Below are 19,359 nucleotides of genomic sequence, written 5' to 3' on the forward strand. Positions count from 1 at the left end.
CCGTGCTGCGGTCTTTGACCGGCGTTGACTCGGAGACTTTGCTCTGGAGCTGTCAGCTCTTGGGGGGCACGTGAATGCAACACCAGCGATACCGAGATACCGCGCGATCATCGTGGCGGTCTTCGCCGCTGTGTGCCTGACCGACCTGACCCGCGCGCTACTTCTCGCCGGCGAGGTCACCGAATTGGCGGTATCGGTCATTGATTTAGCGGTACTTGTCCTGCTGCAAGTGTCGTATTTCAGGCCGCTGACCGCACTCCAGCGACACCTCGCACTGGCAACCCAAGCGGCACTGCTGCTACTGCCGTACGCCCTCTTCGGACATTCCTGGACGGGTGTCGCGGGCCTCGTCGCCGGCAACGCGCTGCTGATCCTGCGCCCGGCTTTCGGCTGGTCGATCTTCGTCGCGACCGTGGTCTCGACCGGCCTCGCCCAAGCCGTCCACGGCGAGGCGATGGTGGCCACCGCGGCTACCGCCCTGCTGCTCGCGGGCCTGGCCACGGGCTTCGCCACCCACCGCGACTGGCCCTCACCGGCCCCGCACCCCACCCCCGAACCGGCCCCGCAGCCCCTGGCCGACACCGTCGTCATCACGACCGCCGCCGTGACCGCGGAACGCGTCCGCGTGGCCCGCGACCTGCACGACCTGCTCGGCTACAGCCTCAGCGCCATCAAGCTCAAGAGCGAACTGGCCCACCGGATCGTGGCGGACCGCCCGGACCACGGCTGGGAGTTCATGCAGGAACACATCACCGACATATTGGACATCACCCACCACGCCCTGGCCGACGTGCGTTCCATGGCCCGCGGCTACCGCCCGCTGTCCCTCGCGGACACCTCGGACTCGGCCAAGGCGATGCTCGCGGCCTCGAACATCGACGTCCGCGTGGAACTGGCCCACGACCCGCTCCCGGAGCCGGTGGAGACCGTCCTCGCCGCGGTCCTGTGCGAGGCCGTCACGAACGTCCTGCGCCACAGCGACGCCAGCATCTGCACCATCGGCGTGCACCAGCGAGGCGCCACGATCCTGCTCGACGTCATCAACAACGGCGCCGCCGACCGCACGAGCTCAGCCGACTGCAACGGCGTCCGCAACCAGGCCGAACGCGTCAAGGCAGCCGGCGGCACCTTCACGGCCCGCCACATCGGCGACGGCTCGTTCCACGTCCACGCCGCCATCCCGGCCGTCCCGCAGCCTTAGCTCTCAGGGGTCCCGCCACCGCTCACCCCAAAGACGATCTTCGCGCACCCTCGTCCACCTGGCCCTTAGCAATGACTCTTTGGACTTCGTCGTCAAAAGAGTCATTGCAAGGGCCAGGTGAAGATCAGGATCTCCGTGCCCGCACCGCCTGCCGGACCACCCGCCGACCGGCGCTCAGAACCACCCGGACTTGCGGGCGATGCGGACGGCGTCGACCCGGTTGCGCGCGTCGAGCTTGGCCGTCGCCGCCGTCAGGTAGTTGCGAACGGTGCCGACCGACAGGAACAGCGTCGTGGCGATCTCCATGGCGTCCGCACCGTCCGAGGCGAGCCGCAGCACTTCCAGTTCCCGAGGAGTCAGCGGGCACTCGTCGGTGTCCCACGCGGAAAGTGCGAGCTGCGAGTCGATCACGCGGCGACCAATTGAGACGCCGCGAATGGCGTCAGCGAGTTCTCCAACCGGAGCATCCTTGAGGATGAACCCGTTGACTCGGGCGTTCAGCGCACGGCGCAGTGTGCCCGGTCTGCCGAGGCTCGTGAGAATGAGAGTGCGCGTCTCCGGTGCGGTGTCGTGGATGACGGTCGCGGCGGAAAGGCCGTCCATACCGGGCAGGTCGATGTCGAGCACCGCTACGTCCGGTTTGTTCTTCTCCACTGCCGAGATGATTTCATCACCCGTTGCGACAGACGCGACGACCTCAATATCTGGTTCGAGATTCAACAAGGCGACCAAAGCACCGCGGACCATTTGCACGTCCTCGGCTAGTAGCACTCTGATCATCCGACCCCCTTGCTTGCCCCCAGGTCACCATTTCGAGTCTTACACTCGGTGACCATGCAGGACAAGCATTGAGTCCGGCTGCGGCGAGCGTTACTCCAAATGCGCTAGGAGCAATTAATGAGGGTAATCGGTGGATGACTTGGGGTCACCGCGCGCTCACAGATCGCTCAAGGACCGAATCGACGACCGGGACGGCTCCAGGACTGCACGAGCGCAAAACGGTACAAGCGATTCGGTCCGTGCGGCAGGGTGCGAACAACCGACAGAGCCGATCGTCGAGGGTGCGTTCAGCGCGTCTCACCCCAGCGCTCCAGCAGTTCGAGACCGCCGTCGACGGTGATCACCTGACCCTGGATCCAGGCGGCTTCGTCGGTGCAGAGCAACGAAACCGCGTTCGCGATGTCCTGGGGCAGGGTGACGCGACCGGACGGGCTCTTGATCGCGAGCCGGTCGACCAGGTCGGGATCTATGTTCATGGGGCCGTTGTCGACGACGGTGGTGACGACGGCGTTCACGGCGACCTTGTACCAAGCCATTTCCAGCGCCAGGGTCCGGATCACGCCGTGCACCGGTGTCACCGTGTAACCCGCGACGACCACGCGGCCGCCGTCGACGAGCGCCTTGGCGAGCGGCTCCACGATGTTGAGCAACGGCGTGAGGTCCGGCGACACGGCGTGGTGGACGAACACGTCCAACTGGCCGCGTTCCTCCTTGACCCGGTCGAGCAGGAGCCGCACCGAGTGCTCGTCCTGGATGTTGAGCTGGGTGACGCTCACCGAGCCGGGCTTGCCGGCCAGGACGAGCTTCGCGCGCTCCAGGTCGACGTTGTCCTCGTCGGACGTCGTGAGGATGACGTGGGCGCCGTTGTCGCAGAGCTTGCTCGCGATGGCGAGACCGAGCCCGTGCGTTCCCGACGTGACCACTGCGATCTTGCCGTCGAGTCCCAGGCGCGTGCTGACAGGTTCGATCATGATGCCGACCACCTCTGTTGTCCGCGTGGTGATCGACGTTCCGCTCGGCCACTAGGGCCGAACTCGACTACTTCTTGCGCAATCCCTCCAGAACACGCAGGATCGCGCGTTCGACCTCACGCCCGGTGCGCTTCGGATCGGACGAACTCGCGATGGTGCTCGCGCCCGCGGACAGTGCTCCGAACAGCAGCCGCGCCATGATCTCGACCGGCGCCTCCTCGATCTCACCGGCGTCGACGAGCAACTGCACGGCCGTGCGGAGCAGACCGAAGCTGAACTGCTCCTCCGCCTCACGCCAGCGTTCCCAGCCCATCACGACCGGCGCCTCGTGGACGATGATCCGCTGGTACTCGGGCTCCAGGCACTTGCGGACGTACGCGCGCAGGCCTCCCACCGCGGTCTCCCACGGGTCGCCGTCCGCCGTGATCAGCGCGGTCAGCGAGGAGATCGACTGGGTCTCGACCTGGGTGAAGGCCGCCTCGAACAACGCCTGCTTGCCGCTGAAGTGGTGGTACAGCGCGCCTTTTGTCACGCGGGCGCGTTTGACGACCTCGTCGAGCGAGGTGCCGGCGTAGCCGCGCTTGGTGAACAGGTGCACGGCGCTGTCCACGAGCGCCTGCCTGGTCGACTCCGAGTACTCGGCGCGTCGTGTTCGCACACACGAAACGTATCTCACATACCACCGGTACGTACCGGTGGTATGGTCGTGTCATACCGACAGTATGCGAGAGACCGGGGGTACGAGATGGGCTGGGCACACCACTACCGCCGCCGTGACGCGCTCGACGCCGTCCTGAGCGACGCTCGCCGCGACCCGTCCGCGCCGCTGATCGTGGATCCGGACGTCTTCGGCTCACTGCACGAACTGCTGCTGGCACTCGACCACCGCTGGCAGAACAAGCTGACCGCCCGCATGGAGAACGCCGGACTGAACGGCCCCGTGGACGAGGACCGCGTCATCGCGGAACTGGCCGCCGAAGAGCCGGTGTTGCGAGCCGTACTGGACGCACACCTTTCGCTCAGCAGTTACCGGACGGTAGGAATGACTCCATGAGTCGTTGGACCGAAGCCGACATCCCCGGCCAGACCGGCCGCACAGTCCTCGTGACCGGTGCGAACTCCGGTCTAGGCCTGCGCACCGCCCAGGTGCTCGCGGCGAACGGGGCCCACGTGATCATGGGTTGTCGCTCGGTCCAGCGCGGGGAGACCGCGCGCCGTTCCGTGCAGGGTTCCGCCGAGGTCCTCGAACTCGACCTCGCCGACCTCAGCTCCGTGCGCACGGCAGCGGAGAAGGTCGAGGCGCTCGACGTCCTCGTCAACAACGCGGGCATCATGGCCGTCCCGAACGGCCGGACCGTCGACGGCTTCGAGCGCCAGTTCGGCACCAACCACCTGGGCCACGCCGCGCTGACCTGGCTGTTGCTGCCCGCGCTGAGGCAACGCCCCGGCGCCCGCGTCGTCACGGTCTCGTCGCTGATGCACCGGGCGGGGCGCATCGACTTCGAGGACCCGAACTGGGAGCGCCGCCCGTACAGCCTCCAGGGCTCCTACGGGCAGTCGAAGCTCGCCAACATCCTGTTCGCGCGCGAGCTGGACCGCCGTTCGCAGGACGTGACGTCCATCGCGGCCCACCCCGGTATGACGGCCACCGAGCTCACCAACAACATGGCCGACGCACACAAGTCGGTGGTCATGAGGGTCGGCGGCAAGATCAGCCACCTGTTCTCGCAGTCCGTCGAGATGGGCGCGCTCCCGCAGCTCTACGCGGCGACGTCCCCCGAAGCGCGCGGAGGCGAGTACTACGGCCCGGACAGCTTCAACGGCGCTCGCGGTTACCCCACCGTCGCGCGGATGACGGCCGCCGCCAGGGACGACCTCGCCGCGAACCGCCTCTGGGAGCTCACGATCAAGCTGACCGGAATCGCTCCAGATCTTCCGTAGGGGACCGGCGCCCTCGACCAGGAGGGGCGCGGTCGTCACCTCCTGGCCGGGAACATCTTCAGCCCGATCGTGTTATTCATGTTGGACGTGACCTGCGTCGACAACAGATCGTGAACAACGGGCGCTCCACTGAAAGCCCGGTTCCCGCACTTAGCCTGACCTGGGAGTGCGTGACCCCGGACACTTGAGTGCGCAGCGTAGGGTGATGACGTGACTGTGGTACCTGAGGGTCGGAAGCTGCTGCGGCTCGAGGTCCGCAACAGCGAGACGCCGATCGAGAAGAAGCCCCCGTGGATCAAGACGCGGGCGAAGATGGGCCCCGAATACCGGGAGCTCAAGGGTCTGGTCAAACGCGAAGGCCTCCACACGGTCTGCGAAGAGGCCGGCTGTCCCAACATCTACGAGTGCTGGGAAGACCGCGAGGCCACGTTCCTGATCGGCGGGGAGCAGTGCACCAGGCGCTGCGACTTCTGCCAGATCGACACGGGCAAGCCCGCCGACCTCGACCGCGACGAACCCCGCCGCGTCGCCGAGTCGGTCCAGGCGATGGGCCTGCGCTACTCCACCGTCACCGGCGTCGCCCGTGACGACCTGGAGGACGGCGGCGCGTGGCTGTACGCCGAGACGGTCCGCCAGATCCACGAGATGAACCCCGGCACGGGCGTCGAGCTGCTGATCCCGGACTTCAACGCGGTCCCCGAGCAGCTGGCCGAGGTCTTCGAGTCCCGGCCGGAGGTGCTCGCGCACAACCTGGAGACCGTCCCGCGGATCTTCAAGCGCATCCGCCCGGCGTTCCGCTACGAGCGTTCCCTCGAGGTGATCACCAAGGCCCGCGAGTTCGGCCTGGTCACCAAGTCGAACCTGATCCTCGGCATGGGCGAGACCCCCGAGGAGGTCACGGAGGCGCTCGCCGACCTCTACGACGCGGGCTGCGACATCATCACCATCACGCAGTACCTGCGCCCGTCGCCGCGGCACCACCCGGTCGAGCGCTGGGTGAAGCCCGAGGAGTTCGTCCAGCACAAGGAGACGGCCGAGGAGATCGGCTTCCTCGGTGTCATGGCGGGCCCGCTCGTCCGCTCCTCGTACCGCGCCGGCCGCCTCTACGCGCAGGCGAAGCAGAAGCGCGGCGAGGACCTGCCGGAGAACCTCCAGCACCTGCTGACGGTGTCGGCGTCCCAGGAGATCACGAGCCTGCTAGCACCTCGCTAGAGCCCAGAGGCGTTCCCGCGAGCGGGCAGGGGTTCCCACCTGCCCGCTCGCGGCGTAACGAGCGCGCTCGCGGTGTCGATCAGCTGGTTGGGGCTTGGAACCACAACAATCGAGGCGGCGATGAGTCAGCGAGTTGTCACCACGATCCAGTGGGCGAGCATTGTCGTCGGTATCACCGGCATGACGCTGGACAAGCTGATTCCCCTCAACCGGGCTGTCGCGATCACCGCCATTGTCATCTCCTTCATAGCGTTCGCGACGCTCGTCGTCCTGCAGATCTTCTACCGCGACCCAAACAGGTTCGAGGGCAAGGAAAAAGTCGACCTCGCGTGGCGAACGGTGCTGTCCGGAGCAGACCACGCCGTGGAGGTCTTCGCGGGTGACGTGTCCTGGGCTCGCGCCAACAAGGACGTGCTCCGCGCACGCACCAAGGCCGGAGCTTCGGTCCACGTGCTGTGCAAGTGGCCCTCCACCCCGATCCTGCTGGACCAGGTCCGGACGCTGTTCGCGGCCGGTGTGAAGGTCAGGTACTACGACGGCGACCTGGTGAAAGTCCGCGGCATGGTGGCCGATGCGGAAGTCAGCCCCGACCAGGGCACGGCACTGACGGTCGTCAAGACACCGAAACAACGCATCACCATGGCCACGGGGCAGTCCGGTAGTGACAGGTCGTTCGACTACGAGGCGCGCAGATACCTTCCGGACCGAGACCTCAGCTACATCGCCATGCTGCATCAGCTCTTTGGGTCCATCTGGGCCGGCTTACCGCAAGGGATCATCGTGGACCGCCGTCAGTTGTCCACCAACGATCTGCACCGGATCTTGTCGCAGATCAGTCACTACCGACACCTGACGTTGGACGACATCTCGTTGCAAAACGTCTCGCGAGCGTCGTTGCAGTCGTGCTGCCGGACGGTGAAGACCGCGAAACTGCCCGGCGCCTCCGCGTTGATCGAGGGATACCGAAAGTACGCGTTGGATCCATTTGAACCTGCGGCCATCGAAAGCAGTGGAGGCCGCAGGCTGGTGCTGCCTCCCATCGTCGAGAGGCAGCCCGGCGGCGCACTCGTCGTGGTCGACGGCATGCACCGGATCTACCAGTTGATCACTCACACCGATGCCCAGCAGCTGACCTGCCTGGTCATCGACAACGCCGGACCGCTGCCGTCGGATCCCGTTCCGTTCACCGATGTGCGGCTGAGTCCGACGAAGCTGCAGCGGAGCGACAACTTCCCGAACTACCGGCATGAACGCTTCCGCGACATCAAGGCAATCGATCGGTATCTAACGGAAACGGGGGATCGCTGACCGGACACGGCATCAGCGCACGCGGGCGTCGCCCTTCGAGTTCGACATCCGGAACTCCACGATGGCCTGCAGATCGGGCGTGCCGAGTGCCTCACGCAGCCGTGGCAGGCCCTCGTCGTCGATGCGGCGGCGGATCCCCCGCAGATCGGCGTCGCCGTGGGCGCGGACGACGAGGGCCAGGCGCGGGGCGGTGTGCGGGCCGGTCAGCTCGGCCTCGACCTTGCGCACACCGGGGTAGGCGGTGATCTCCTCGGCGAACGGCGCGGTGGCCGTCGCGGTGCTGATGCGGGTGGCACCCGCCTCGTCGGCCCAGCGCCAGGACACGACCTTGCGGCGTGGGATCTGGGCGGCGAGCCAGCGCAGGCACAGCAGCGCGACCACGACCGCCGCGGCGGCGACCACCCACAGCACCCAGGCCGGTGGCAGCGCCGTACCGGGCAGCAGGGAGGCGTCGCGATCCACCTGAGGCACGAAATCGAGGTGGATGGCGACCGCGAGTGCGCCGGCGAGCAACAGGACGAGGCCCAGCAGGCCCAACACGAAGCGGTTCACGGTGTGCTCCTGAGTGCCTTGACCCGCACCACGACCTGAGGCGGCCGGGTGAGGGCGAACTCGCCGACACGGTGTTCGAGCGCCGTGCGGACGGCGTCGCCGAGGCCGTCGGCCACGGCACGCCGGGTGCGCACCACCGCGCGGACCCGGCGGCGGCGCACCTTCACGGCGGCCGACTCGACGCCGTCGACGACGGCCGCGGACCGCAGAGCGTTGCGCAGACCGCGCACCGAGACCGCGGTGTGCTGGTCCAGGGTCGCGGTCCGCGCCCGTCCGGGCACCACCGCGGCGAGGAGCAGCAGAAGGCCGATGGCCGCGACGACCCCGCCCGCCACGGCCACCTCCCGCGACGACCACGTCAGGTCGTGCACCGTGCCGACGAGGGAGTCGTAGGGCAGGAACGGGGGTTCGCCGAGCGCGAGCTGGACGGCCGTCAGCGCGACCAGGACCGACGCGGCCAGCAGGACGAGCGCCGTGAGCGTGGCGGTCAGGGCACGGCGGGAGCGGCGGGTCACCGGACCCTCCTCACCGGGACCGCCTCCGCGCGCAGCACGCCGACCGACACGTCCACGACGGAGACCCGCAGGCCCGTGAGCGCGGCGACCCTCTCGACCAGGTGGGCGCGGACGCGGGCGGCCGTCGACGCGACCGGCGCCGGGTAGCGCAGGTCAAGGCGCGTGTCGAGGGTGGCCACTCCCCCGGTCACCCTCGCGGTGACGGCGCAGTCGAGCACGTCCGGCACCTCCAGGGCGGCACGTCCGGCGATGCGGCCCACCGCGCGGTCCGCGACGGTGGTCAAACCTGGCTGAGCCGAACCTGGCTGGGCAGTGCCCGGCTGTGCGGTGAGCGTTGTCGTCATCGTCAGTCCCGATCCCTGCCGAGCAGCTGCGCGAGGTCGAGCTTGCCCTCGGCGACCCGGCCCGCGACCAGGCCGAGCGCGCCGAAGACGAGCACGAGCAGGAACGCGCTGAAGCCCCCGAACGCGGCGGCCAGGCCGAGCGCGAGCCCGGTCAACAGGCCCAGTGCGGTGGTGCTCATGGCGTTCCCCTTCACTGCACGCGTGCGGTTTCGGGCTCTTCGCCCTCGGTGTCGCTCGGGATGTGCACGTCGTTGACGTTGATGTTGACCTCGACGACCTCGAGGCCGGTGATCTGCTCGATCGCGGTGATCACGTTGGTGCGCACCGACTTCGCGAGCTCCGCGATCGGCACGCCGTACTCGACGACGAGCTCCAGGTCGACGGCGGCCTGCTTCTCGCCGACCTCGACCGACACGCCCTGGCCCGCGCTCGCGGTCGCACCGGGGATGCGGTCGCGCAACGCGCTCAGCGCACGGGTGGCGCCGCCGCCCAGCGCGTGCACGCCGCGGATCTCCTTGGCAGCGAGGCCCGCGACCTTCTGCACCACGACGTCCGCGATCGTGGTGGAACCCTTGTCCGTCACCAGCTTCCCTGCCGTGACACCGTTCTTCTCCACAGTCTGGGTGCTCATCGCATTTCCTTCCTTCGAAGCGGTCACATCAGATCGACACCGGCTCTCGCCGAAACGTCACGACCCGTTCAGGTGATCGAGGGCACGTTTGTCCACATCGGTCACCACGATCCGCACTACGGCGTCTTCCCATTGCGTGCCAAGGAGAACAGCCCGCAGCGACTCACCGGCCCCGGCGAGCGCCAGCGGCAGCCGCGTGGCGACGACCCGGACGCACACCAGTTCGTCCTCGACGTCGACGGCCAGCGCGTCGACGTCCCAGGAGGTCCACGAGCGCGCGGGCTCGGGCACCGACGGCCGCAGCCCGTCGATCTTCTCCAGCGCCTTCAACAACTCCGCCACGATCACCATGCGACGTCCACGATGGTGACGAACACCGACTCCACCTCGACGCCGGTCAGTTCCGGCACGAGCGCGCGCACCGACCGTTGCACGGCACGAGCCACGGCCGCGGCCTGGTCCTGTCCCGAGATCACCACGTCCACCTCCAGCAGCGCGACGGTCCCGGACCACCGCACCCGCACGCCTTCGACCGGGGCGGGCTGCAGCCCCTTGATCTGCTGCCTCGCCTTGCGCACCACGGAACCCACCAGGCCTGCCACTCCCGGCTGCACACGCACCCCGGCGACCCGTTCGGCCGCGTGCACCGCGACCGCCGCCACCGCCGGAGCGGACACGACTGCTTCGATCACTCGCTCATCCTTCGAGAACGTCGGACACGACGAGGTCCAGGCGGGCGAGCCGCACACCGATCCGTGCGGAGGCCGCCGCCAGCACCCTGCGCCGCACCTCGTCGTACGCCAGGTGCGTGACCCGTCCCGCGGTGATCACGATGCTGAGCTCGACCTCGATCACCGGGTCCGGCACGGTCGACTCAGGCGCTTCGACGACCCGGCACCCTCGTGCCCGCACACCGTCGACGCCGTCCGCGGCGTACCGCAGCACCGCCGCGACCGCGCGCGTGCTCACCCGAGCCAGTCCGTCACCGGGCAACGGCACGACATCGGACCGCCGCACGTCCGCGCGCACGGCCGACATCACGCGGCTGACCAGGTCGGACGGTGGCTCGACTTCTTCGCGGGCCATCTCTTTCGTGGCCTCGCGCAACACCAGGAGGCTCTCCCGCACCGCAGCGCAGTGCGGGCACGAGCGCGTGTGCTCGTCCGAGAGGTCGATCGCCTCCCAGACCTCTTCGACGTCCCGCCCGCACGGCAGGACGTAGTCGGACTCGGACGTCACCGCCACGGCGCCATCACCTCCGCGAGTTGTGCCCGTGCCCGCGCGAGCCTGCCGCGCACCGACTGCTGGGTCGTGCCGATCGCCTCGGCGATCTCGTCGTACGACCGGCCGTGGACCTCACGCAGCACCCAGCACGCCCGCTGTTCCGGCGTGAGACCGCGCAGTGCGGCTTGCAGCGCGTCGAGCTGCGCGTTCACCTCCACCGCGCGGTCGGGCCGGGTCCGCGGCGCCGGCGACTCGTGCTCGTCGAGCTCGGTGTCGGCGTGCGGTTTGCGCTTGCGCAGCACGTTCAGGCACTGGTTGGTGGTGGTGCGGTAGAGCCAGCCGAGGAAGGCCCCGTCGTCGTTGAGCTGCCCGAGCCGCCGCCACGCGGTCAGGAACACGTCCTGCACCGCGTCCTCGGCATCACCCGAGCTGCCCACGATGCGCAACGCCAGCCGGTACATCGGCCCCTGATAACGGCGCACGAGCTGCTCATATGCCCTCATGTCGCCGTCACGTGACCGTGCCACCAGCGTGGCATCGTCGAGTGCGGCTGCTTCGGCCACGCCCATGCGCACACCCCCGCCCAAATTTGCTTTGTCGCTCGATGGACACGTTCGCTCGCGGAACGTCACGCGGTTCCCTGATTTCCCGCCCGTGATCGCCCTCACCCGGTTTTCACCCGACAGTGGCGTGACGAAGGAGGGGCGGCGGGTGTCGAACATGCGTCAGTCGAACTCCGGCCCGGAGTTCGGCGCAGGTTCAGCTCAGGAGGACGCGATGTCGCTGTCGGACAAGATCGGCAACAAGGCGGAGGACCTCGGCGGCAAGGTCAAGGAGACCGCGGGCGAGGCGACCGGCGACCGGGAACTCGCCGACGAGGGTCGCGCGGACCAGGCGAAGGCCGCCGTCAAGGACGGCGTGGAGAAGGTGAAGGACGCCGTCGGCGGAGTCGTCGACAGCGTCGCCAAGCACCTCAAGAAGTGACGTTAGAAGGTCTAACAGACGTGAAGTTAGAGGTTCTAACTCACGTGAAACGGACTTCACCCGCGACGACGCCGTCGAGCTCGCGCACGAAGTCGGCGCCGAACGCGCTCGACGGGGTGTGCGAGCCGGGCGCCACGCCGTTGATCTTGGCGATGGCGCGGAGCACGGCGTCCGCGGTGAGGCTGTAGGCGTTCGGGGTGGTGATCGCGCATTCGACCTTCGCCTGCGCGTCCCACGCCTCGCCGAACACCTCGGCCCTGGTGTTGGCGCGCTTGCGCTCGTCAGGGCCTTTCACCTGGCCGGCGACGGTCTTCGCGACGCTCTGCACGAGCGACGTCTGCAGCACGGGCGCGAACACCTGTTGCAGCTGTCCGAGCAGACCCGGCACGGTGGTGAACGTCGTGATGTTCGGGATGCCGGTCGACCGGTAGGCGGTGCTCACGTCGCCCCACGGGATGCTGCCGACCTCGCGCGGCCCCGATCGGAAGTACGCGGTGCGCCTGCGATGTCCGATGCGGACGCTCTTCAGGTCACCGTTCACGCGGATGCGCCCACCCACGGCAGCGGCCTCGACGGACGTCTTGGTCGTCCCGGCACTCGCCCCTCCCCCGACGACGAACGCGAGGTCGAGGTGCGTGGCGGACGGCAGGGCGTTCTTCAGGATCGCGGCGACGCAGTCCGTGGGCACGACATCGAACCCGGCACCGGGCAACAGCACGATGCCCGCCTTGCGCGCGTCGACGTCCCTCACCCCGATGGCTTCGAAGACGTCGATCTCGCCCGTGATGTCGAGGTAGTGCGTTCGGGTCATCAGGCACGCGTCGACCATCGCGGTGGACGTCTGCGAGAACGGCCCGGCACAGTGCACGACGGCGTCGACGTCCTCGAGGTGCGTCCGCGCCTGGGCGAGAGCGAACGCACGGAACTCCAGCCCCAGGGCGGTCGCGATCGGCTCGACCTTCTCGAGCGAGCGGCCGGCGAGGATCGGCCGCTCCCCGCGCTCGACCGCGAGCTCGGCGATGAGACGTCCGGTGTAGCCGTTGGCGCCGTAGACCATCCACGTCATGCCGCGACCTTACCGGCGAGTAGCCCGTCGGGAACCGACCAAAGAGCCGATCAGCAGCAGTACGCCCAGCCCGATCACGGGCAGCCCCCACAGCAGCCGGCGATGCCTGAGATCGGCGCAGATGTCCACATAGGCCGGACTGACGGCAGAGGCGGCGGGCTCGTCGAAGCCGAGCCCCAGGCTGTTGCCGCACGGGACCAGCGTCCCGCTCGGTGCCTCGACGGCCAGCATCACGAACAGGATCGCACCCCCGCCGAGCAAGAACGCGAGACCGACCACAACGGCGAGGGTGCGCACTGACATGAGCAAAAGGTAGGTCTCAAATGGACTTTGGGATAGCCCTGGTCAGCCGCATTGGGGTTGATCCCCTAATCCCCGACTAAACACCTTCGAGTCCCCTCTCGGGCAAGAACGCGTAGCGCTGCTCCACACGGCCGTTGCGCGGATGCGGCGCAGGGTCGCCGACCTTGATCCAACCGAGCCGTTCGTAGAGCCGCACGCCCCGCGCGTTGTCGACGTAGACCAGCAACTCGGCCTTCTCGTATCCATTCTTGATCAACACTTCCGGCAGCGCACGCAGCAACGCCTCGCCGACGCCCTTGCCCCACGAGTCGGGATGAACACCGACGTAGTTGACGTAGGCGGTGTCCGTCTCCTGTGGACCTCCAGCGAGGAAACCCACCGCCTGGCCGCCTTCCAGGGCGAGCAGCAACAGCGAAGGCTCCTTCGCGAGAGCGCTCTCCACCCCGGGCCGCGCCTCTTCGAGCGACGGAACCTCGTCGTAACCGTCCCTCACGGCGACCGCGTGCGCCCAGATCAACGCGGCCACGTCGACGTGTCCGGACCCCCCTTGAATGATCTCCACGATCACCAGCGTGTCAGCGCCTGAGCACGACCGGTAGCGATTTAAGGCTGGCCATGATGTCGTTGTGCGTGATCTCCGGCTGTTCATCGCCCGAGAACACGGCACGCGGGAACCGGCTCGTCAGCTGCCGCAGCACCGTTTCGGTCTCCAGGCGGGCCAGCGCCGAACCGAGGCAGAAGTGCGGCCCGTGCCCGAACGTCGCGTGGCCGGTCGTCTCGCGGTCAAGCCGGTACTCGCCGGCCTTCTCGTGCGCCCGCGGGCACCGTCCGGCGGCGCCGAGGTTGATCAGCAGCAGCGTGCCCTCGGGGACCGCCACGCCGTCGATCTCGACCGGCTCGGTGGTGATGCGGTGCGTGGCGCTGCGGACCGGTGGGTTGTGGCGCAACGTCTCCTCCACGAGCCGCGGCACCAGGCTGGGATCCTCAGCGGCCTTGCGCCACCAGCCGTTGTCCAACGCGTCGTGCACAACGTTCGAGATGAGGCTCGCCGACGTCTCATGGCCCGCGACGACGAGAAGGAACGCCATCGCCATCAGTTCGTCGTGACTCAGGTGGTCGCCCTCTTCGTCAGCCCTGGCCAACGACCCGAAGAGCGAGCCCGGGTCCAGCGCGCCACTCGTGAGCAGGCCGTGGAAGTAGCCGCCCAGTTCGTCACTCGCCGGCTGCGACACCTCGGGTTCCATCGACATCATCGTCTCGATCAACGCACGAACCCGCGCCCGATCCTGCCCCGGCAGCCCGAGCACCTCGCCGATGACGTGCATGGGCATCGGCACGGCCAGCTCTCCGACGAGGTCGACCTCCTCACCCTCGGGAAGCCGGCCGATCAGCTCCGCGCTGATCTCCTCGATGCGCGGCGCGAGCTGCTGCACCGCCCTGCCGTTGAACGCCTTCACCGCAAGCGCCCTGAGCCGCGCGTGCTGCGGGTTGTCGCTGTTGAGCATGCTCGGCCCGAACAACCCGGCGAGGTTCTCCTGCGTGCTCCCCAACTCGGCGAGCTGCCGCTTGATCTCACGCTGCAACCGCGCGCTGTCCTTGGAGAGCCGCTGGTCCGTGAGCAGCTGACGGGTGAGCTCCAGCCCAACAGTGACGACCTGCATCTCCACGCCATTGGGCAGGGTGACGGCATGCAGAGGCCCCTCAGCCCGTGCGTCGTCCTCGATCCGGTGGTGGTCACGTGCGCGCAAGTCGCCGCCGGTCAACAAGTTCGACATGGCCGGTCTTCGCCTCCGTTTGGATTCGACTAAAGACCGTTCTACCGCGCTACGGCAACGTGTCCAACGTCCTGATCGACTCAACGGACGGCAACCGCGGCGGCTCGGAGGCGATGGCCTTCCGCCCCAGCACCCACTCCGGCAGGTGGTGCCGCAACGCGGCCCGCCCCTGAGCCGTGATGTCGACCGGCGCCGCCATCCCGTGGTGCAGGCGCTGTTCCCAGACGATCCACTCCCTGCCCCGGAGGATCTCCAGGTCGTCCGCGTCCCACTGCTTCGCGGGCCGGTGCTCCAGGTACCAGCTCGTGGCGCCGCGGTGCACGCCTCCCTGCTCCACCAGGGCGAGCAGCTTGACCTGCTCCTGCGTGACGGTGGTGGGGACGGGCTTCGCGGCCTTGCCCTTGCGCTTCACAGGTCGTGGTCCTTCGGAGGTGGCGGGTCCAAACGTCCCCGACGAACTCGAACAAGGTACGGCACCATGGCGGCACGTTCCACAGCCGACCACAGACCGAACGACGTCCGATCACCTCTCGCGACGGAATTGGTGATGAGTTCCCCACGCACTCATCGACCATCGGGGAGCGATGCAAGGTATTCATCCACGTCGAATCCAGGATCTTCGAGACGCCGACGGGCCACGCGACGTTCGTCTTCCGAGAAGAGCACCGCGTACTCGGGAGGTGATGGAGCAGCTGGGCCACGCGTCGATCTCGACCACGGCGAACATCTACGGCCACGTGCTGGACGAAACGAAACGGCTGGCCACACGGATGGAACGGCACTCAGAGCCCGACTGAGTCAGTCGGTGATGGCAACGACGCCTTCTGACGCCCGCGGAGGCGCCGTTCTGACTGGTGGGGGCGATTGAGGCCCTTTCAAACCCCTCCACCGCTGTTCAGTGGCTTCTTGATCTTGCAAGGACCTGGTCGGATGCGCCGAACGGCGCAGGCCCTACCATGCCAACCAGACCCTTCAAGACCCTCCGCAAGCTCAAGCCTGCCGAGATCGATGAGCTCGTCGAGCAGTACCGAGCCGGCTCCAGCGTCTACCAGCTAGCTGAGAAGTACGGGATCCACCGCATCACCATCGGCAGACACCTCCGTGCCCAGGGCATCGACACCACAGCCCCAGCACTCAGCGAAGACCAGATGATGGAAGCAGCCCAGCTCTACGCCGACGGCTGGAGTTGCAAGAAGATTGCCAAGCACTTCGGTGTAGGCGCCGAAACGGTACGCGAGCGGTTGCATCAAGCAGGGGTTGTGATGCGTGGGCCGCATGAGCGCTAAGCAGAAGTCTGCTTCTTTGCCCTCTCTTCCGCCAACTGCAACCGGAGTCAGATTCAGCGTAACGAATTGATACCAGCTGGCGATATCTTCTTCAGTTCGCTACATCGGCTGCGCAAAAACATACTGGAGGTTCGCCAGTGTCAGCCAAACAAAACAAGAAGCGAAAGCGCCAAACGAGCCAGCAGCCCGCACCGCCAAGCAAACAGGGATTCCTGCGCCGACACAGTACTGCCGCAGGCACAGTGGGAGGGATAGCCGGTGTAGCGAGTTTAATTATCGCCTTAATAGCGTTAAATCCGTCCATCCGCTCGACCAGTTTGGCCGAAGAGGCGAATAAGCAGGCGCAAAATGCGGACCTTTCTATCATTAAACTCGATCTAACATCAACCGTGGAGCTAAGCGAAGAAACAATCTTCAACGGCGCACCAGCCGACACCTCTAAAAATCAGAATATCCAGGTTTCGGCAGCAAAGATCACTTTGCACAATCAAGGAGCCCAACCCGCCTTGATTAAAGAAACCAAAGTGCAGGTGCTAGATTATTGGGCCCCGGAGGGTTGCCATGGCGCCGGACCTAGCAGAACATCGGTCCTGTATGACTTCACCGTCCCAGGTGATATAAAGAGGAGTCAACTGCCACTACCTCTACCCTCCAAAAAAGAAGACTTCGAGGTAGCCGGACAAGCAAACGATCAACTGGCCATCACCGTCGGAGAAGAGTACGTAGGTGAGGCAGGTTGGCCAGGGATCGTTTCGGCGTCCGCAGAACTTGTCTCCATAGATGGCAATGTTCTGAAGAGTGACCCTTTCACGCTGATGAACCTAAACGCCGTCGACCGTGTCATCCATCTCGTAAAGGAGGGGTTAGGATTCGGACTCGACCGGAGCGAGTGCATTCAAAAGAATATCAAGCTACTCGAAGAGGCAATCGACGCACCAGGCGACCACTCGCCCTCGATCGATCTCTTACTCAGCAGGCTCAGGGAAATCGGCTATACATCGACGTCTGCACCAATAATATCTTCCGCACCCGAGCCAACGCCCCCCGTGCCGTCGGTCCCTCTCGGAGAAGGGATATGGGTGGCACAACTCGGCACGTACAGCGTAGGCAAGGTAACGGAAGCCCAGATGCTTGATATCGTAGGCAAGCTGGAACAGAAGACGGGAACCAAGATCACCCGGGTTCGCAGTTCGGCTTACGGCTCACTAAACCCAGGATACTGGTTCTTGTATCATGAAGGAGAAAGATTCAAAGATGGATACGGCCCGCTAGCCTTCTGCATAAGCCGCGGCATCTCGGATGAAAACGAATGCGTGGGCAGGTACCTAAGCAGAAGCGAAGATGACAAGAAGTACACGTGCAAGTTCTCAACTCCTCAAAACTCTCCTAATTGCATTCGACGATAGCCGAGCACCAGGCTCTCTCGATCAGTCACCGCACGCGATCGAGCAGGACGGCCAATCTGGCCGCATACTGATCGCATAATGAACTCGAATGAAGGCAAGGCTACCGCTTACGCCACAGGCACTGACCCCCCGAAGTCGACGTGCAAGCAGAAGTCGGTACGCGTGAACCTGCCTGACGAACTACCTGCACTCACACCCGAGGTTTCGAGGATCTTGCTCCATATCTTGATGGAACTCAAAGAAAAAGTGGATCAGCAAAATCGCACTGATTCCGATGAACACACCAAGAAGATCGATTAGCGACACACGCTATTTCAGTGCGCGAACACGTCCGGCCACTCCCGCACCTGCAGTTGGACGTGAGCAGGCAAGAACGCGCAACAGTCCGCGAAGATCTCGATCAGGCCCGAGCTTGCCAGCCTGGAGCACAACTCATCGTGCAACGGAATGAGATACTCAACGTCTGCCGCAGCGTACGCGAGTTGCGCAGGAGATAGATCGGGAGCCCGCCAATCACTTAGGCGTTGTTCCTTACTGATATTCACCCCAAGGAAACTTCTAAGCAAAGAGCGCAAGGTGTGCACCGAGCCACCACCGAAAGGGTCGAGCAGCCGAGAAGCAACCTTCGTACACACGACGTTCGATGGAGTCACCTCCCACCAGCGATGCATAAATCTCAGATCGAAGGGAGCGTGATGAAAGATCTTCTTCACACGAACATCGGCGAGTAGCCGACACAATCGAACCGGCAGAGCCTCGCCGCGGAGCTGCACGATGAGTGTGCCCACTCCCGGCGCGTGAAGCTGACACGTTGCGATGCGTTCGGTTCGCCAGTTGAGACCAGTTGTTTCGATATCCCACGCGACGGTATCGACTTGAAGCAGAGCATCAAGATGCCAGCTACTGATATCACGTGCAAGAACCTCAGGAGTCGGCATTCCCCACCACCACAGGCTGAGGAAAAACCTGCCTACTCTGCCGGTTGACCGCATCTAGATCTAGTTTGATGAAGCTGTACAACGTGCCCGGTTCCTGGCAAACGATCGTCGGCACACCTCCACGCTCCTTACGGTGAGCAAAGAGCGTGATGACCGCAGTACTATCGAAGCGATACGCACTAAATAGTAGTTCACCTGGACGATAGAACACGGATATCTCTGCACCACCAGGCTCGTACAAGCTCTCGAAGTGGCTACGCGCTTCGACGATCAGATCGATCATCTTCTCGGGAGTCCCCTTGATGCGAGTAGCGAGCTGGCGCACGGTATCCGAATCCTCCACATCGGGCAGATACACCCGGATCCGGCAACCCTTCTTCCTTGCAAGCGCACGAAGGTTAGTCAGGTTACTCCCGCGCCACGTATGCCCGTAGGCAAAAAATATATCCAACTTCTGAACCCGGGAGAACAGGCCGTCCCAATCAGCATCCCGAAGATATTCGGTTCCCGCATGCGTAATTCCAGAGCGCTCAATATCTGCAGCAGAGCGGGTTACTTCAATAACCTCTCGCGCGAAAGATCGTTTACTCACTAGCTCCCAAAGCACAACCAGTGCCATGCCGGTAATGAGCGCACTTCCCAGGTTGTTGAACACGCTCTGCAATCCCGGATTGCCCTTGATTGCGTCCACAGACCCGGCCAGCCAAAGCAAGCCGAGCCCCACGATGGCTGCACCAATGGCGATAAATACCGCCTTGTAGGTGCTTAGGGCGCGGCGCGGGCGCTCACCCTCGGAAGAAGCCATGTTCTCCTCCATCATGAGACCGCCAGCCGGGTACGTCGACGACGGGTGCCGAGAATCGTACACGGCCACCGGCTCCGTACAGCCAGCTGGCAACCATCAGACTGCGGCTTCGCCGCA

Annotated in this window: 27 protein-coding genes; 8 read left to right on the forward strand and 19 right to left on the reverse strand. The window is 65.6% G+C overall.

The features are described from left to right. The first annotated feature begins 229 nt into the window (after positions 1–229). Positions 230–1,201: a sensor histidine kinase gene (locus IEY88_RS35260; RefSeq protein ID WP_189159247.1), complete on the forward strand. Its 972-nt coding sequence runs from the start codon at positions 230–232 to the stop codon at positions 1,199–1,201. 174 nt (positions 1,202–1,375) lie between these two features. Here IEY88_RS35260 and IEY88_RS35265 read toward each other — a convergent pair whose 3' ends face one another. From IEY88_RS35265 to IEY88_RS35275, 3 genes are all read right to left on the reverse strand, one after another. Further along, positions 1,376–1,981: a response regulator transcription factor gene (locus tag IEY88_RS35265; RefSeq protein ID WP_030474540.1), complete on the reverse strand. Its 606-nt coding sequence runs from the start codon at positions 1,979–1,981 to the stop codon at positions 1,376–1,378. A 287-nt stretch (positions 1,982–2,268) separates the two neighbouring features. Next, positions 2,269–2,952 carry an SDR family NAD(P)-dependent oxidoreductase gene (locus IEY88_RS35270; protein WP_189159248.1) on the reverse strand — a complete coding sequence of 228 codons (684 nt, stop codon included), beginning with the start codon at positions 2,950–2,952 and terminating at the stop codon, positions 2,269–2,271. Positions 2,953–3,019: 67 nt separating this feature from the next. Continuing rightward, positions 3,020–3,610: a TetR/AcrR family transcriptional regulator gene (locus IEY88_RS35275; RefSeq protein ID WP_090070887.1), complete on the reverse strand. Its 591-nt coding sequence runs from the start codon at positions 3,608–3,610 to the stop codon at positions 3,020–3,022. Positions 3,611–3,658: 48 nt separating this feature from the next. Between IEY88_RS35275 and IEY88_RS35280 the strand changes: the two genes are divergently transcribed. From IEY88_RS35280 to IEY88_RS35295, 4 genes are all read left to right on the forward strand, one after another. Further along, positions 3,659–4,006 carry a hypothetical protein gene (locus tag IEY88_RS35280; protein WP_189159249.1) on the forward strand — a complete coding sequence of 116 codons (348 nt, stop codon included), beginning with the start codon at positions 3,659–3,661 and terminating at the stop codon, positions 4,004–4,006. Further along, complete coding sequence (locus IEY88_RS35285; RefSeq protein WP_189159250.1) at positions 4,003–4,893, forward strand: oxidoreductase; 891 nt, start codon at positions 4,003–4,005, stop codon at positions 4,891–4,893. Before IEY88_RS35280 ends, IEY88_RS35285 begins: the two co-directional genes overlap by 4 nt. A 210-nt stretch (positions 4,894–5,103) precedes the next feature. After that, entirely contained in the window at positions 5,104–6,105 is a 1,002-nt protein-coding gene (gene lipA / locus IEY88_RS35290; protein ID WP_189159251.1) for a lipoyl synthase, read from the forward strand. A gap of 72 nt (positions 6,106–6,177) precedes the next feature. Next, complete coding sequence (locus IEY88_RS35295) at positions 6,178–7,413, forward strand: phospholipase D-like domain-containing protein (RefSeq protein ID WP_189159252.1); 1,236 nt, start codon at positions 6,178–6,180, stop codon at positions 7,411–7,413. A gap of 12 nt (positions 7,414–7,425) precedes the next feature. On the opposite strand, the gene IEY88_RS35300 is transcribed toward IEY88_RS35295, so the two are convergent. Genes IEY88_RS35300 through IEY88_RS35340 form a run of 9 tightly spaced genes read right to left on the reverse strand, consistent with a single transcriptional unit; the run spans position 7,426 to position 11,248 of the window. Beyond that, positions 7,426–7,965, reverse strand: coding sequence for an alkaline shock response membrane anchor protein AmaP (locus tag IEY88_RS35300; protein WP_189159253.1), 540 nt, complete (start codon positions 7,963–7,965; stop codon positions 7,426–7,428). After that, positions 7,962–8,480, reverse strand: coding sequence for a DUF6286 domain-containing protein (locus tag IEY88_RS35305; RefSeq protein ID WP_189159254.1), 519 nt, complete (start codon positions 8,478–8,480; stop codon positions 7,962–7,964). Before IEY88_RS35305 ends, IEY88_RS35300 begins: the two co-directional genes overlap by 4 nt. Beyond that, positions 8,477–8,824, reverse strand: a complete 348-nt coding sequence (locus tag IEY88_RS35310) for an Asp23/Gls24 family envelope stress response protein (RefSeq protein ID WP_189159255.1) — start codon at positions 8,822–8,824, stop codon at positions 8,477–8,479. Before IEY88_RS35310 ends, IEY88_RS35305 begins: the two co-directional genes overlap by 4 nt. Before the next feature lie 2 nt (positions 8,825–8,826). Then, a complete protein-coding gene (locus IEY88_RS35315; protein WP_093600157.1) occupies positions 8,827–9,003 on the reverse strand; it encodes a hypothetical protein in 177 nt (58 codons plus the stop codon). A gap of 11 nt (positions 9,004–9,014) precedes the next feature. Continuing rightward, entirely contained in the window at positions 9,015–9,455 is a 441-nt protein-coding gene (locus tag IEY88_RS35320; RefSeq protein ID WP_189159256.1) for an Asp23/Gls24 family envelope stress response protein, read from the reverse strand. A 57-nt stretch (positions 9,456–9,512) separates the two neighbouring features. Further along, complete coding sequence (locus tag IEY88_RS35325) at positions 9,513–9,806, reverse strand: hypothetical protein (protein WP_189159257.1); 294 nt, start codon at positions 9,804–9,806, stop codon at positions 9,513–9,515. After that, positions 9,800–10,147 carry an Asp23/Gls24 family envelope stress response protein gene (locus IEY88_RS35330; protein ID WP_189159258.1) on the reverse strand — a complete coding sequence of 116 codons (348 nt, stop codon included), beginning with the start codon at positions 10,145–10,147 and terminating at the stop codon, positions 9,800–9,802. The genes IEY88_RS35325 and IEY88_RS35330 overlap by 7 nt, the downstream gene beginning before the upstream one ends. 4 nt (positions 10,148–10,151) lie before the next feature. Beyond that, positions 10,152–10,700 carry an anti-sigma factor gene (locus IEY88_RS35335; RefSeq protein ID WP_189159259.1) on the reverse strand — a complete coding sequence of 183 codons (549 nt, stop codon included), beginning with the start codon at positions 10,698–10,700 and terminating at the stop codon, positions 10,152–10,154. Beyond that, positions 10,691–11,248: an RNA polymerase sigma factor gene (locus tag IEY88_RS35340; RefSeq protein WP_189159260.1), complete on the reverse strand. Its 558-nt coding sequence runs from the start codon at positions 11,246–11,248 to the stop codon at positions 10,691–10,693. The genes IEY88_RS35335 and IEY88_RS35340 overlap by 10 nt, the downstream gene beginning before the upstream one ends. Before the next feature lie 151 nt (positions 11,249–11,399). Here IEY88_RS35340 and IEY88_RS35345 point away from each other — a divergent pair, with 151 nt between their 5' ends. Further along, a complete protein-coding gene (locus tag IEY88_RS35345) occupies positions 11,400–11,663 on the forward strand; it encodes a CsbD family protein (protein WP_373294253.1) in 264 nt (87 codons plus the stop codon). A 40-nt stretch (positions 11,664–11,703) separates the two neighbouring features. On the opposite strand, the gene IEY88_RS35350 is transcribed toward IEY88_RS35345, so the two are convergent. From IEY88_RS35350 to IEY88_RS35370, 5 genes are all read right to left on the reverse strand, one after another. After that, positions 11,704–12,729: a saccharopine dehydrogenase family protein gene (locus tag IEY88_RS35350; protein ID WP_189159261.1), complete on the reverse strand. Its 1,026-nt coding sequence runs from the start codon at positions 12,727–12,729 to the stop codon at positions 11,704–11,706. Between the two features lie 9 nt (positions 12,730–12,738). Further along, positions 12,739–13,032: a hypothetical protein gene (locus IEY88_RS35355; RefSeq protein WP_189159262.1), complete on the reverse strand. Its 294-nt coding sequence runs from the start codon at positions 13,030–13,032 to the stop codon at positions 12,739–12,741. A 76-nt stretch (positions 13,033–13,108) separates the two neighbouring features. Further along, the gene (locus tag IEY88_RS35360) at positions 13,109–13,594 is read right to left on the reverse strand and encodes a GNAT family N-acetyltransferase (RefSeq protein WP_189159263.1); all 486 of its coding nucleotides are present in this window, start codon (positions 13,592–13,594) and stop codon (positions 13,109–13,111) included. Positions 13,595–13,607: 13 nt separating this feature from the next. Beyond that, positions 13,608–14,807, reverse strand: a complete 1,200-nt coding sequence (locus tag IEY88_RS35365; RefSeq protein WP_189159264.1) for a cytochrome P450 — start codon at positions 14,805–14,807, stop codon at positions 13,608–13,610. 49 nt (positions 14,808–14,856) lie between these two features. Beyond that, positions 14,857–15,219, reverse strand: a complete 363-nt coding sequence (locus tag IEY88_RS35370; protein ID WP_189159265.1) for a hypothetical protein — start codon at positions 15,217–15,219, stop codon at positions 14,857–14,859. Positions 15,220–15,661: 442 nt separating this feature from the next. On the opposite strand from IEY88_RS35370, the gene IEY88_RS35375 reads away from it, so the two are divergent. Then, positions 15,662–16,093, forward strand: coding sequence for a helix-turn-helix domain-containing protein (locus tag IEY88_RS35375; RefSeq protein ID WP_189159266.1), 432 nt, complete (start codon positions 15,662–15,664; stop codon positions 16,091–16,093). Between the two features lie 137 nt (positions 16,094–16,230). Beyond that, positions 16,231–17,499, forward strand: a complete 1,269-nt coding sequence (locus IEY88_RS35380; protein WP_189159267.1) for a hypothetical protein — start codon at positions 16,231–16,233, stop codon at positions 17,497–17,499. A gap of 314 nt (positions 17,500–17,813) precedes the next feature. Here IEY88_RS35380 and IEY88_RS35385 read toward each other — a convergent pair whose 3' ends face one another. Together IEY88_RS35385 and IEY88_RS35390 are read right to left on the reverse strand one after the other, a co-directional pair. Next, the gene (locus IEY88_RS35385; protein ID WP_189159268.1) at positions 17,814–18,437 is read right to left on the reverse strand and encodes a ribonuclease D; all 624 of its coding nucleotides are present in this window, start codon (positions 18,435–18,437) and stop codon (positions 17,814–17,816) included. Continuing rightward, positions 18,424–19,242 (reverse strand): hypothetical protein, encoded by an 819-nt coding sequence (locus IEY88_RS35390; RefSeq protein WP_189159269.1) that lies wholly within the window; start codon positions 19,240–19,242, stop codon positions 18,424–18,426. Before IEY88_RS35390 ends, IEY88_RS35385 begins: the two co-directional genes overlap by 14 nt. Positions 19,243–19,359: the final 117 nt, after the last annotated feature.

It is taken from the genome of Lentzea pudingi, assembly GCF_014646255.1.
GTDB lineage: Bacteria > Actinomycetota > Actinomycetes > Mycobacteriales > Pseudonocardiaceae > Lentzea > Lentzea pudingi.

Bases quoted from the DNA above. Each gene is read 5' to 3' on its own strand.
- IEY88_RS35265 (WP_030474540.1), bottom strand. From the start codon at position 1,981: ATGATCAGAGTGCTACTAGCCGAGGACGTGCAAATGGTCCGCGGTGCT.
- IEY88_RS35270 (WP_189159248.1), bottom strand. From the start codon at position 2,952: ATGATCGAACCTGTCAGCACGCGCCTGGGACTCGACGGCAAGATCGCA.
- IEY88_RS35285 (WP_189159250.1), top strand. From the start codon at position 4,003: ATGAGTCGTTGGACCGAAGCCGACATCCCCGGCCAGACCGGCCGCACA.
- IEY88_RS35310 (WP_189159255.1), bottom strand. From the start codon at position 8,824: ATGACGACAACGCTCACCGCACAGCCGGGCACTGCCCAGCCAGGTTCG.
- IEY88_RS35315 (WP_093600157.1), bottom strand. From the start codon at position 9,003: ATGAGCACCACCGCACTGGGCCTGTTGACCGGGCTCGCGCTCGGCCTG.
- IEY88_RS35320 (WP_189159256.1), bottom strand. From the start codon at position 9,455: ATGAGCACCCAGACTGTGGAGAAGAACGGTGTCACGGCAGGGAAGCTG.
- IEY88_RS35325 (WP_189159257.1), bottom strand. From the start codon at position 9,806: ATGGTGATCGTGGCGGAGTTGTTGAAGGCGCTGGAGAAGATCGACGGG.
- IEY88_RS35340 (WP_189159260.1), bottom strand. From the start codon at position 11,248: ATGGGCGTGGCCGAAGCAGCCGCACTCGACGATGCCACGCTGGTGGCA.
- IEY88_RS35345 (WP_373294253.1), top strand. From the start codon at position 11,400: ATGCGTCAGTCGAACTCCGGCCCGGAGTTCGGCGCAGGTTCAGCTCAG.
- IEY88_RS35350 (WP_189159261.1), bottom strand. From the start codon at position 12,729: ATGACGTGGATGGTCTACGGCGCCAACGGCTACACCGGACGTCTCATC.
- IEY88_RS35355 (WP_189159262.1), bottom strand. From the start codon at position 13,032: ATGTCAGTGCGCACCCTCGCCGTTGTGGTCGGTCTCGCGTTCTTGCTC.
- IEY88_RS35365 (WP_189159264.1), bottom strand. From the start codon at position 14,807: ATGTCGAACTTGTTGACCGGCGGCGACTTGCGCGCACGTGACCACCAC.
- IEY88_RS35385 (WP_189159268.1), bottom strand. From the start codon at position 18,437: ATGCCGACTCCTGAGGTTCTTGCACGTGATATCAGTAGCTGGCATCTT.
- IEY88_RS35390 (WP_189159269.1), bottom strand. From the start codon at position 19,242: ATGGCTTCTTCCGAGGGTGAGCGCCCGCGCCGCGCCCTAAGCACCTAC.